Raw genomic sequence first — 11526 nt, 5'->3', positions numbered from 1 at the left:
GCGCTAAAGGTATTCAGAAATTAAAAGCGGCTGGACAAGTCGTTACTGCTTGCGGAGGCTTGCGTAAATCCTGTCACGAACAGGTTGCGGCTTAGGAAACAAGAAGCATCGCCCGAATAAGGGCGGTGAGAAGTCACGTTAGCTCTATTTCTTACTGATAGGGCATTTGACCTTTCTCGGTTACTTCCCTCAGGCTGCGTTCGTTGGCGCTTTCTGCTATGTTATCGCTCGTTTATGTGCAACGGCCAGACTGCACAGACTCTGCCTGGCAAAAGGTTTCAACAGACTGCCGCAAAAAATCGTGAAAGATCAACAGACCCTAAAGCCCGTTGCTCTTTTTCATAGCATGCTGGAGTCGAGTGCAGATACTGGTGACTTCGTTGATCGGGCCACAAACTCCCTAGTACGCTGATGCTGCGGATTTTCAAATATCTGCTTTGGCGTTCCCTGCTCAACAATATTGCCGCCCTCCATAAAAATGACTCTATCAGCAACTTCCCGCGCAAACTGCATCTCATGGGTAACAACAACCATAGTTTGTTTTTGTTGTGCTAACTGTTTCATTACTGCTAAAACTTCATCAACCCATTCCGGATCAAGTGCGGAGGTCGGTTCATCAAAGAAGATAACTTCACCTTTACAGGCCATTGCCCGGGCGATACCGACACGCTGCTGCTGACCGCCAGAAAGTTGAGATGGGTAGTGCTCCAATTTATCGCCAAGTCCAACCTGACGAAGAATTTTTTCAGCATGTTGTAAGGCATCTGCTTTTGGCTCTTTCCAGACGGTTATTAAGCTTTCAGCGACATTTTGCAGTGCTGTTTTATTGGCAAATAAGGAGTAGTTTTGAAATACAAAACTGCTTTGTTTGCGTAATTCGGTTATTTGTTTACCGGTTGCACTTTCTGTCTCAACCTGTACATTACCGACTTGAATTGTGCCGGCAGTGGGCGTTTCCAGGTAATTTAAGCAGCGCAACAGTGTTGATTTGCCCGTACCGGAAGGGCCGATAATAACTACTATCTCACTTGCTGCAACCTCAAAAGAAATTGATTTTAAAACAGTAAGATCACCAAAGGTTTTATTGAGGTTTTGTACTTTGATCATTAGTAGGCCTTATTCAGACGAATTTCTAAAAACAGTTGAATGCGGGTGAAAAATATAACAATAACCCAGTAGATAACGGCAACGGCTAAAAAGCTTTCAAAGAATTTAAAGGTAGAAGCCGCTTCCATTTGCGCTTTAGCCATAATTTCGGCGACACCAAAGGTGAATGCCAACGATGTGCTTTTAATCATATCGATAAAGTAATTCATTAACGAGGGCGTTGCGACGCGTGAAGCTTGCGGCAGTATAATGCGGTACATTGCTTGTAAACGTGTCATGCCGATACTGAAGCAGGCTTCCATCTGGCTCTTATCAATGCCCAAAATAGCGGCACGGATGCTTTCAGCCATATAAGCAGAAAAATGTAGTGATAAACCGAGTACGGCGGCAGTAAATGCATCTATCCCGGCAAGCACCGGCAGTAATTGCGGCAGGCCATAATAGAGAAGAAAAAGCTGCACTAAAAGAGGCGTGCCACGGAAAAAAGAGATAAACAGCCCGGCCAACTGATGCAGAACCGGTAATTTAAATACGCGTATTACGGCAATAATAACCGAAAAAATGAGTGACAGGAAAAAACCCAGCAGAGCCATTTCCATGGTCACGCCAAGGTATTTAATTAAAATTGGAAAAAGTTCAATAATATATTGAAAATCCAGTGTTGTTTGCATAGAAACTGCCCAATTGTAGATAGTAAAACATGCTTATGCAGATAACTCAGGCTGTGCTAACTAATAATAAATTGGAGATGAGACGTGATGCCTGATTCCTAACTGTTATATTAAAACCCACTTCCCTGAGTAAAACGCATAGGCATGTATTGAAAAAAAAGAGATAACTTCCCTCAAGATAGCAATCGCTTTCTTGAGGGAATTGCTTATACCAATTCCGTTAATTAGATGATCTATTTAGGCGTAGAAAAAATGGATGAAAGCAAGGCATTGATTGCAGTAACTAGTTGCTCTAATTACAAAATCAATAACACAGCTAGCATTCATTTTAACAAGTATAAATGAGTAGATAATTATCAGATTTGGTATTACTCATTACTGAGTGACGTCAGCGCCTAACCACTTAACGGAAATTTTGCTTAACGTACCATCATTTTTCATACTTAATAATGCTGCATTTACTTTATCTCTAATTGCCAGTTGTGCAGATGTTTTTAGAAATGGCAATGCATTTTCAAGCTTTTCAACCGGTTGACCAGTTAGTTGTAAAGGCAAGTTGGATTTTTTAATCAAAGCGGCCGAGCCTGTTCGGTCCATTAGAAATGCATCTGCACGACCGAGCATAACATCATGCACAAAACCCGTTTCATAAGTGACAATGTTAATCTCGTTGTTAGTATCGAGTTTACGTAAAATCTGTTCAAAATTACTGCCCAGATTTACTGCTACTTTTTTTCCTTTAAGATCTTCAACAGAGTTGATATCTGTACGGCCTTTCTTAACTACAATTTGTGCGCCATCAATCACATAAGGAATTGAGAAAGCATATTTTTCCAGACGTGCCGGAGTAATTGTGATTTGGTTAGAAATGGTGTCGATATGACCAGCTTCAAGCATTCCGAATAATCCAGAAAAGCTTGATACTACAAATTCAACATCATAATCAGCACGTTTGCCAATCTCATTCCACACATCAACATCAAAGCCCTGCAGCACATCTTTTTCCGAAAAGGTAAAAGGGATGTAACGGCCAGACATACCGACTTTAACTGTCTGAGCTGAAAATGCGGGAAGAGAAATGGTACTGGTTACAGCAACGAACGCCGCAATAATGAGTTTAATATGATGTTTCATAATATTCCTACTGGTAAATGAGCTGGATTAGCCGCTGACTGCCGTGAAAATTCCTTGCACTAATTGACAGTATCGGGTGATTAAAATGGGGGAGGCAATTCTAAGCCATACTTTAGTTACACTACAATCTACGTTAGCCCACAATCTAGAATAAAATCGAATTAGCTATAATTTATTGGTATAAGAGATCTTTGCTCGTTCGCTCCCACATGGGAGGTCGTTAGGATTCCGTTTGATTTTAATTTAATTTCATTTCTTCCAGATTGGACTAAATTTACTGTATATATAACGTATAAGTAAGCATGCAAGTCCATACACCTTTCATGCTAAATACGTTTAATTTTTGTTAGCACTTGCTTAAATATGCAAAGTCTTGTCAGAGGTATCCCTACTTAAAGGAGTTTTTTATGTATGCGAAAATAAAACTTGCAAAAGAAAATATAAAACTGTGGACAGAACTAGAAGCCCTTTATGAACGAGAGTTATTACCAAATCCACCTGAAGGTTTGCAAAAACAGATAGCTTATCTGGTTGATAAAATTAAAGCCAACTCTTCGAAGGAACGCCTAAAAATTCTTGTATAGTTTTCTTCGGGAGCTCATCAGATAGGCTTGCTGCTCAGCTTTTGTCTCGAGCCTATCTGTACCCGTGTTACTTCAAGATGCAAAATCAGCAAGCCAAATTGTTTTCAGATGTCAGGGATAAAATTGAAGTATAGTTATTCTACATAGAGATTTTATAACAAAGCAGATTGGTGCAATTAACCTTGCCTGACGGGGCGCGAGCTCGAAAACCAGCGCTGCGTTGCACCAATCGAAAAGGGAATAACCATTACCTCATTTTGCGCCTTGATCTGGTCTCCGAGCCCGTGCCTGGCAAAGCATTTTGAAGTACATGGGTATAAAATAAAGCCGTCAGCATCGACGCTAAGCGATTTGTATAGTTGATTGAAGTTGTTTGTTTTTTGTCGTGTAACGGCTCCGCTCAACAATTTTAATGACGAGGTAACTGGATGAAACCTGAGTTATTTTTGAGAGCACTTGAGCGTAGTGATTTAAGATTCATTCACGATCAGGTTAATAATAGAAGTATTATGTCATATTGGTTTGAAGAACCTTATGAATCTTTTGATGAACTCGAAGAGCTTTACAATAGGCATATTCATGATAATGCTGAACGTCGTTTTGTCGTGGAGAATAAGGAAAAAGTGTTGGTTGGTTTGGTGGAGCTGATCGAAATCGATTATATTCACCGTCGTGCAGAGTTCCAAATTATTATCACTCCGGAACACCAGGGGAAAGGCTTTGCACGATTTTGTATTAATAAGGCTTTAGATTATTCTTTTACTATTTTAAATCTGCATAAGGTCTATTTGTGTGTGTCAATTGATAATGATAAAGCAATCCATTTATACGAACAGTGTGGATTTATTACAGAAGGGCATTTAGTCGATGAGTTCTTTATCGAAGGAAAATATCGAGATATCCGGAGAATGTACATATTACAAAATAATTATTTAAGTAAGAAAACGCAATAAATTGCCGCGATCTGATCCCGTGCAGTTTTCGCCCGAACGGCATTGTGGCTGCGGGTAAATATATAACTAAGAGAGGGGACGGTGGTTCTGCACGTCGGCTCTGTGTGGTGGTGTTCTGGTAACAGGTTGCTCTGCCACGATGGCATAATGGTATGGTAAAAATGATTCGTTTAGTTTATGTAAGCAGTGCAACAAGAGATATGAGTGAGGAGGACTTGCTTCTTCTTCTGGAGCAAAGCAGGAAGCGCAACCAAAGGCAAAATGTAACCGGAATGCTGCTATATGCGGGAGGCAACTTTTTTCAGGTCTTGGAAGGAGACGCAAAGGATGTTGAGGAGATATACGAGGCTATAGCAAGTGATGGAAGAAATAAGGGAAATATTGAGATGGTAAAAGAAAAGATAAATGAGCGAACGTTTCCTGATTGGTCAATGGGGTTTAAGCAACTTACCAGACGGAACAAAACATCCCTAAAAGGGTACTCTGAATTTCTCGATAGGAAAATGGAGCCAGAGGAGTTCGCAAATAAATCAAATGACATTTTAGACCTGCTTTACCAATTCAGTAAATATAATGTCTAAGGGAGAAATCCAATAAAGAATGGCGTATAAACGCGGCACCTGTTAATGACAGGAGCAGACAATTTTTCGGCGATTTAAATAGCAACAAAGTCATTGCAATACTTTTTTGGGACAGCTTGTTTTTTTACATCTGCTTTATGCGAAGGATTAACGTTACTTAGGTCTATTTTGTTGCTCGATATAAGTCGTCAGGGCATCTAGCGCAGCACCGCCACATGATCCGGCAAAGTAACTGGGAGACCATAACGCACCATTCCATAGATAACGATGTATATCGGGGAACTCATCCATTCATGTAATCGTTGAGAATCAACTGGCCTTGGGAGTTTACTTGATACCTGAAACGGTTGCCAAACTTACACGACAGGGGTTGCAACGCAATGAAGCAATTCATGTGATCGGGGCAATATTATCAGAAGATATTTTTGATCTTATCAAGGGCAATATAACGGAGCTTTCACCCGCCAGGTACCGGAGAAAACTTGAAAAAATTACGGCCAAAAGGTGGCTTAAGGGGCAATATTAAAATCTGCACCACCTACTTGCTGATAATCAAAGTCGGATGTTTGTCGTATTGGAGGAGTTATGAGCGAAGGTCAAGGGCGCTGTCTTTGTGGCGCGGTTAAATTTACTGCAAAGCATATGAATAATAATGTAGATGCTTGTCATTGCGCTATGTGCAGGAGATGGGGTGGTGGACCTCTAATGGCTGTTGCTTGCGGGACAGAGGTCACCTTTGAGGGAGAAGAAAATATTACCGTCTACAACTCATCTGAATGGGCAGAGCGGGGGTTTTGCAGGCAATGCGGCAGTCATCTGTTTTACTGACTTAAAGAGAGAAAAGAATATCAAATGGCTGCAGGACTGTTTAATAATCAAGAGAGTTTCAATTTCGACTTACAAGTTTTTATTGATAAAAAGCCTTCTTTTTACAGCTTTGCTAATAAAACAAACACAATGACTGAAGCCGAAGTAATAGAAAAATATGCGCCGGATAAGCAGGAAAACTAACATTTACGAGCCTTTTTCTCTTATTATCCGCAAAAATATCGCCCCCATCCTGCTTATAAAAGTCAAGAATAACCGTGTTGTTTTTAATCCCAATAAAAGGCTATTGCCCAATCTAAAGCCTTGCTCTTTTTAATTTTCCTTCGCAGTTTTTGCCCATTTCATTAAGCGCAGTGCTATTATCCATACCGGAAACGGCTTATCTGTTTTCAGTACCCCACGCTAAAGGAATTTAAATGACCGATAAAAAAACACACAACCCCCTGTATGGCTTAAAAATGGATCTGTTACTTACTCAAATATCAGACTTTTATGGCTGGGAGTTATTAAGTGAAACATTAAATATTGAACGTTTTTTATATCATACCGGGATGAAATCAACGGTTAAATTTCTACGTAATAATCAGTGGGCCAAAGAGAAAGTCGAAAATTTTTATCTATATCACTATAAGAATTTGCCTTATCCTGACGACAAACAATTATCTATTGCGCCTCGAGATCGTTTTATTCCTGCTGATCAAAACGTTGGAGAGCCTGCGGAGATCACAAAGCAGTCCAGCGCGCAGATTGAACACGCTGCAAAATTAAGGAACTACCAGAGTGCAAACAGCGGCAATAAAGGTAAAAATAAATCAGCGGAGCGCAATGAAGAGCCGCCGTACGATCCAGGCAACCCCTGGAATATTTAATTTAAACCAGAAAGATTGAGTGGGTGGGTATGTATCTGCACCTTCACGAACAGCAGTTTTTTTGCTGCAGTTTTTTAGGCAGCATCCGGTAGACTACGTTAGCCATTAACAGCGTCAATATAATAGCTGAGCTATTCACTACCAGGTCCGGCAATAATTGATGCTGTTCTCCGATTTGAGGAATAACAGTAATATTAAACCGGACAACTAAATAGTTTACGACTACTCCGGCTAATAACGCAACGCCCAATACCCCACCGAGATATCCCCATAATGCGCGTTTTCCTAGCTCTTTGCCGACTACGCCCAAAGTGGCAATATTAGTAGCAGGTCCAGCCAGCATAAAAACTAATACTGCCCCAGGCGAAATACCCGCTAATAAAAGTCCGGCTGCTATCGGGGTTGAAGCTGTTGCACAGATATACATAGGTACGGAAATAATCACCATCACTAACATTGCTAAAATACCATCACCCCAGCGCAGCAGAAAATCTGACGGTACATAGGTCTGTACTAAGGCTGCAAAAAATAGGCCGATTAATAACCAGACGGTGATATCGCGTACTAAATCGAACGCGGCGAAATGAAGACCTTTTATGATTCTTCCACTGATGGAAGTTCCCTGTAACTGCGCGGCAATATCCTTAGTGGACTCGCAGCATTGTTGGTCAGCGCTTTGTTCCGATTGTGTATCTGCACAGCAAGATGAACGCACTGCCGTTATCACTGGGGCTTTTTTAGCTGAGCAGCATGTTGATTTCTCTACGGCTTTAAAACGGTTCGGATTGTCCGCTTTGTTTGGCGCATTTTTATCCAGCTGAATTTCATCTTTTCCTACCAGTAAACCTGCCACGATGGCGCTGGTAATTGCCGCAATAGGTCTCACTACCGCCATAAAAGGCCCGAGTAATACGTAAGAGATGGTGACTGAATCAACTCCGGTTTCCGGTGTCGACACTAAAAAAGAGGTCGTTGCCGCCTTGGAAGCGCCGGAGCGTCTTAAACCGACGGCTGCTGGAATAACACCGCATGAACATAAAGGTAATGGGGCGCCGATTAATGCGGCTTTGATAGTGCTTTTAAATCCATTTTTACCTAACTGTTTGTGCATCCATGTCATAGGAACGAACATTTTCAGCATGCCGGCTAATATTAAACCTAATAATAACCACGGGGCAGACTCTAAAAATAGATCCATAAAATTAATTAATAACATAAACAAGCCCTATTCAAGTAATTTTGTGTTGTTGATGACTGTTATTTACACAACTTATTGCTGATGAGTTTGATTCCAGCGCCTCCAGAATGGAGCAATGTTCAGCACTTTCAGGTCCTCCGCAACAATCATCAGAGAGTTGTTGTAAAGACACCTTGAAATAATTGAGCTCTTCAATTTTTTCATTAACATGCGCCAGTTTCATATCAACGATGTTTTTTACATCAGCGCAGGCCTTATTGGATTTATCTAACTCAATTGAAAGAAGCTCTGATATTTCAACCAGTGTAAAACCAACTGTTTTCGCCCTTATTATAAAGCGCAGTCGTTGTGCATCTTTTTTGGTATAGATTCTATAACCCGACTCACTTCTTAATGAGGGGGTTAACAGCCCCTGTTTTTCGTAAAAGCGCAAGGTATCAGTTTTTACCTGATTAAGTTTTGCAATTTCCCCTATACGGTACATTTTTTATCCTTAATACCTTAAAAACAATATGACTTGTACTTATTATAAACCTTGGAGTTAAATCAAAGGTAAAGAGATTTTATCTGATATTGACATTTAATATCATAACCAGCAAAAAAGCTGCTGTACCGGCGTCTAAAAACAGGTAATAGGGGGGGATAAGGATCTCCTGATTACGGCAAATTATACAGGAAAGTTAACACTGCTTTTTTAAAATGAGGTAAAGTAATAGACGGCTCAAAAACAGGTTGCAATGCGCTGCAGGAGAAACTAATGGCGGATAATTATCCAATTTTCCCTAAATGCAACTATCAGCGTGATCAATATGACAAACCGGTCCATCCCGGCATGTGTCCGCCTGCGGTATTGTCTATGTGCAATGGCAAGCCGCTGATAAAGAATCTTTTGCTCTTGATGACAAGGTACAACGGCAGGACGAACAGGAGGTGGAAACACGTTGGGAAGCATTAACAGCGCTATTGCTCCATCCCCCTTATGAAGTTGATCGGCTTACTTTTTATGGCCGGATGCTTATTCTTGCCTGCTGCTTTATCTGGGGGCCTTATTTTATCTTAAACGGAATAGACTGGCAGGTGATAGGTAGTTCATTTTTACATAATATCAACCTGCCGTTTCATGAATTCGGGCATCTGCTGTTTATGCCTTTTGGTGAATTTTGGAGTATTTTAGGCGGCAGTCTGTTTCAAATCATATTGCCGTTGATAATCTTACTGGCATTTTTGATTCGCCAGCAGGATAATTTTTCAGCATCCGTTATGCTTTGGTGGTGTGGACAAAACTTTATTGATGTCAGCCCCTACATCGCAGATGCTCAGCTGAGAAATTTACCTCTGATACTCAATAAAGGAGATGAAAGCCACGACAGGGGGAATCTGCTGGCGATGACGGGATATTTACAGCATACGCAGGCGATCGCCTATGCCAGTTTTACGATCGGCGCTGTTATTATCTGCATAAGTCTTATCTGGGGAAGTTACCTCCTTCGGGCGCAGAAAAAAGTATTGAAATAATGCCTTGCAAGAAATAACTTTGTCAGTTTAGCTTTTAGATAAAAAAACATATTCCGCAGAATGATATTTCACCATTTTAGAGGTGTCCTGAAGGCAGTGTTCACTTACTTATAGCTGGCTTTAAAATATTTGCTTCGGATCACATTTACAATAAACTCAGTTGATAAATCTCCGGCCGTGATTTTCCTTTAATAAATACAGAGAGTTGACAAACATAAGTGCTCGTACTGGATGTTTTATGGGCAGGATTACGGAGCATTTATTACCCAGCTTGATTATTAACGGGGTGGCGGCACTTATTTTTTTGCAGAGCCTAATATACACTATGCTTTTTTAGCCACCGTATTTAGGGATATGTTTTGATTCAGCCAGTTTTATTTTTTTTAGCTCTTGCTTTTGTTATTAGCCCGGCCACTGCTTTTGCCAAGTCTACCTCACAAGCAAAAATAGAACGTGAGTTTGCCTTGCAGTTTAAAAAAGCAATGAAGACTAATAAAATTCCCGGTGCTGCTTATGTGATTGTGCGCGGCGATAAGGTTTCGGCAATCCAAACTTACGGTGTTCGCGGTAAAGATGATAACAAGGCGATTAATAAAGAAACTTCGTTCCGATTGGCCTCGGTTTCAAAAACCTTTTCCGCAGAGCTGGCAGCACTGATGGTAAATAAAAAATCATTCTCCTGGGAAGATCCGATTGTTGAATATATTCCTGAATTTAAGCTTAAAAATGCAGGGCAAGCAGAGGCCATTACTATTAAGCATGTACTAAGCCACAGTAGTGGTTTAATGCCTAATGCTTTTGATGGTTATCTGAAAGGGCGCTTCCGCTTTGATAAAATCATCTCAAAGTTTGAGGCGCTTGAGCCTTACTGTTCACCGGGAGCATGCTATGGCTATCAGAATGTGCTGTTCAGTTTTATAGAAGAAGTGCTTAAACGCAGTACCGGCAAAGCCTACGCTGATTTGATGGAACAGATGATTTTTGCCCCTCTGGCGATGAAAAATGCGAGTGTCGGTTACACTGCTTATCAAAATACCGTTAATAAAGCGCATCCGCATATTAAAGTCAGTCGCAAAGGGCCATGGCATCAGGTGAAAGTAAAACCCGATTTCTACAAAGTTGAGTCCGCCGCAGGCATCAATGCCAGTATTACAGATATGAGCAAATGGCTGGTTGCCCAGTTAGGGCATACGCCCGATGTTATACCGGTGAATTTACTGGAAACAGTCAGGGAGCCAATCGTCCGCACGACGAAAGATTTGCGGGGGCGAACCTGGAAGGGCACTATTGACGATGCGCATTATGGCATTGGCTGGCGTGTCTATCAATATAATGACGATATACTCTACTTTCATAGTGGTTGGGTAGAAGGTTTTCGTGCGGTTATTGCTTATTCAAAAGATAAGCAGATAGGGATGGTGATGCTGGCGAATGCTGAATCCCGCAGCATTGATAAATTAACGGTTAATTTCTGGCGTTTGTTACTCAAAGAGCCATCAGTTAAATCATCGCAATTTGCGGCAAATTTAACTGCCGTTAAGTAATATACCTAGATAGTAGGGACGTTTTATGGTGATAATTACTCTGAGATTCCCGCCAAAACAACACGGGAATCGGAGTTTTTTGGGGCGCGGGCTTTAGCCCGCTTGTCTTGTTTTTTCTTATGCTGATTGAAAAAAGAATGCGCAATGTTCATATGCGGACTGAATCCCGCGCCCGTGTTACTTTATTTAGATGAAAAACACCGTCATTCATGGCGGTGATGAAAATCATTGATGCGAAGCATTAACGTTACTTAGGTCTATTTTGTTGCTCGATATAAGTCGTCAGGGCATCTAGTGCAGCACCGCCACATGATCCGGCAAAATAACTGGGAGACCATAACGCACCATTCCATAGATAACGATGTATATCGGGGAACTCTTTTCGCATCAATCGAGAGCTAACACCCTTGAGTGAGTTGATAAATTTACTTAACTGGACTTTCGGAGGGTATTCAATAAGTAAATGAACATGGTCCTGTTCTCCGTTAATCTCAGTGAGTTCTACTTCAAAATCCAAACACACCTCTACCAGAATCTCTCGT

General features: G+C 41.1%; 15 protein-coding genes. 8 read left to right on the top strand and 7 right to left on the bottom strand.

What is annotated here, in order from left to right; translation table 11 throughout:
- Positions 1–339 precede the first annotated feature (339 nt).
- The 3 genes from ABZA00_RS13940 to ABZA00_RS13930 form a co-directional block, all read right to left on the bottom strand.
- Positions 340–1107 (bottom strand): amino acid ABC transporter ATP-binding protein, encoded by a 768-nt coding sequence (locus tag ABZA00_RS13940; protein ID WP_372882767.1) that lies wholly within the window; start codon positions 1105–1107, stop codon positions 340–342.
- Positions 1107–1778, bottom strand: a complete 672-nt coding sequence (locus tag ABZA00_RS13935) for an amino acid ABC transporter permease (protein WP_372882766.1) — start codon at positions 1776–1778, stop codon at positions 1107–1109. Before ABZA00_RS13935 ends, ABZA00_RS13940 begins: the two co-directional genes overlap by 1 nt.
- 375 nt (positions 1779–2153) lie before the next feature.
- Positions 2154–2912, bottom strand: coding sequence for an amino acid ABC transporter substrate-binding protein (locus tag ABZA00_RS13930; protein WP_372882765.1), 759 nt, complete (start codon positions 2910–2912; stop codon positions 2154–2156).
- A 407-nt stretch (positions 2913–3319) separates the two neighbouring features.
- Here ABZA00_RS13930 and ABZA00_RS13925 point away from each other — a divergent pair, with 407 nt between their 5' ends.
- The 3 genes from ABZA00_RS13925 to ABZA00_RS13915 all read left to right on the top strand — a co-directional run bounded on the left by ABZA00_RS13925 (position 3320) and on the right by ABZA00_RS13915 (position 5030).
- The gene (locus ABZA00_RS13925) at positions 3320–3496 is read left to right on the top strand and encodes a hypothetical protein (RefSeq protein WP_372882764.1); all 177 of its coding nucleotides are present in this window, start codon (positions 3320–3322) and stop codon (positions 3494–3496) included.
- Between the two features lie 428 nt (positions 3497–3924).
- The gene (gene speG, locus ABZA00_RS13920; RefSeq protein ID WP_372882763.1) at positions 3925–4449 is read left to right on the top strand and encodes a spermidine N1-acetyltransferase; all 525 of its coding nucleotides are present in this window, start codon (positions 3925–3927) and stop codon (positions 4447–4449) included.
- Between the two features lie 152 nt (positions 4450–4601).
- Positions 4602–5030: a BLUF domain-containing protein gene (locus ABZA00_RS13915; protein ID WP_372882762.1), complete on the top strand. Its 429-nt coding sequence runs from the start codon at positions 4602–4604 to the stop codon at positions 5028–5030.
- Between the two features lie 153 nt (positions 5031–5183).
- On the opposite strand, the gene ABZA00_RS13910 is transcribed toward ABZA00_RS13915, so the two are convergent.
- Entirely contained in the window at positions 5184–5321 is a 138-nt protein-coding gene (locus ABZA00_RS13910; RefSeq protein ID WP_372882761.1) for a transposase, read from the bottom strand.
- 294 nt (positions 5322–5615) lie between these two features.
- On the opposite strand from ABZA00_RS13910, the gene ABZA00_RS13905 reads away from it, so the two are divergent.
- From ABZA00_RS13905 to ABZA00_RS13895, 3 genes are all read left to right on the top strand, one after another.
- The gene (locus ABZA00_RS13905; protein ID WP_372882760.1) at positions 5616–5858 is read left to right on the top strand and encodes a GFA family protein; all 243 of its coding nucleotides are present in this window, start codon (positions 5616–5618) and stop codon (positions 5856–5858) included.
- A 24-nt stretch (positions 5859–5882) separates the two neighbouring features.
- Positions 5883–6041, top strand: a complete 159-nt coding sequence (locus ABZA00_RS13900; protein ID WP_372882759.1) for a hypothetical protein — start codon at positions 5883–5885, stop codon at positions 6039–6041.
- 233 nt (positions 6042–6274) lie between these two features.
- A complete protein-coding gene (locus ABZA00_RS13895) occupies positions 6275–6727 on the top strand; it encodes a VF530 family DNA-binding protein (protein ID WP_372882758.1) in 453 nt (150 codons plus the stop codon).
- Positions 6728–6770: 43 nt separating this feature from the next.
- Here ABZA00_RS13895 and ABZA00_RS13890 read toward each other — a convergent pair whose 3' ends face one another.
- Together ABZA00_RS13890 and zntR are read right to left on the bottom strand one after the other, a co-directional pair.
- A complete protein-coding gene (locus ABZA00_RS13890; RefSeq protein WP_372882757.1) occupies positions 6771–7943 on the bottom strand; it encodes an SO_0444 family Cu/Zn efflux transporter in 1173 nt (390 codons plus the stop codon).
- Positions 7944–7956: 13 nt separating this feature from the next.
- Positions 7957–8409: a Zn(2+)-responsive transcriptional regulator gene (gene zntR, locus ABZA00_RS13885; protein WP_372882756.1), complete on the bottom strand. Its 453-nt coding sequence runs from the start codon at positions 8407–8409 to the stop codon at positions 7957–7959.
- 374 nt (positions 8410–8783) lie between these two features.
- On the opposite strand from zntR, the gene ABZA00_RS13880 reads away from it, so the two are divergent.
- On the top strand, positions 8784–9440 hold the full coding sequence (locus ABZA00_RS13880; RefSeq protein WP_372882755.1) for a hypothetical protein: 657 nt from the start codon (positions 8784–8786) through the stop codon (positions 9438–9440).
- A 359-nt stretch (positions 9441–9799) separates the two neighbouring features.
- Positions 9800–10984 (top strand): serine hydrolase domain-containing protein, encoded by a 1185-nt coding sequence (locus tag ABZA00_RS13875; protein ID WP_372882754.1) that lies wholly within the window; start codon positions 9800–9802, stop codon positions 10982–10984.
- Positions 10985–11231: 247 nt separating this feature from the next.
- Here ABZA00_RS13875 and tnpA read toward each other — a convergent pair.
- Positions 11232–11526 (bottom strand): IS200/IS605 family transposase (gene tnpA / locus ABZA00_RS13870; protein ID WP_372882753.1); only part of this gene is annotated, 295 nt, incomplete at its 5' end.

It is taken from the genome of Psychromonas sp. (assembly GCF_041586535.1).
In the GTDB taxonomy this organism is placed as follows: Bacteria; Pseudomonadota; Gammaproteobacteria; order Enterobacterales; family Psychromonadaceae; genus Psychromonas.
The sequence above is the reverse complement of the archived record's forward strand: the minus strand, read 5'-3'. Positions and strand labels throughout refer to the sequence as shown.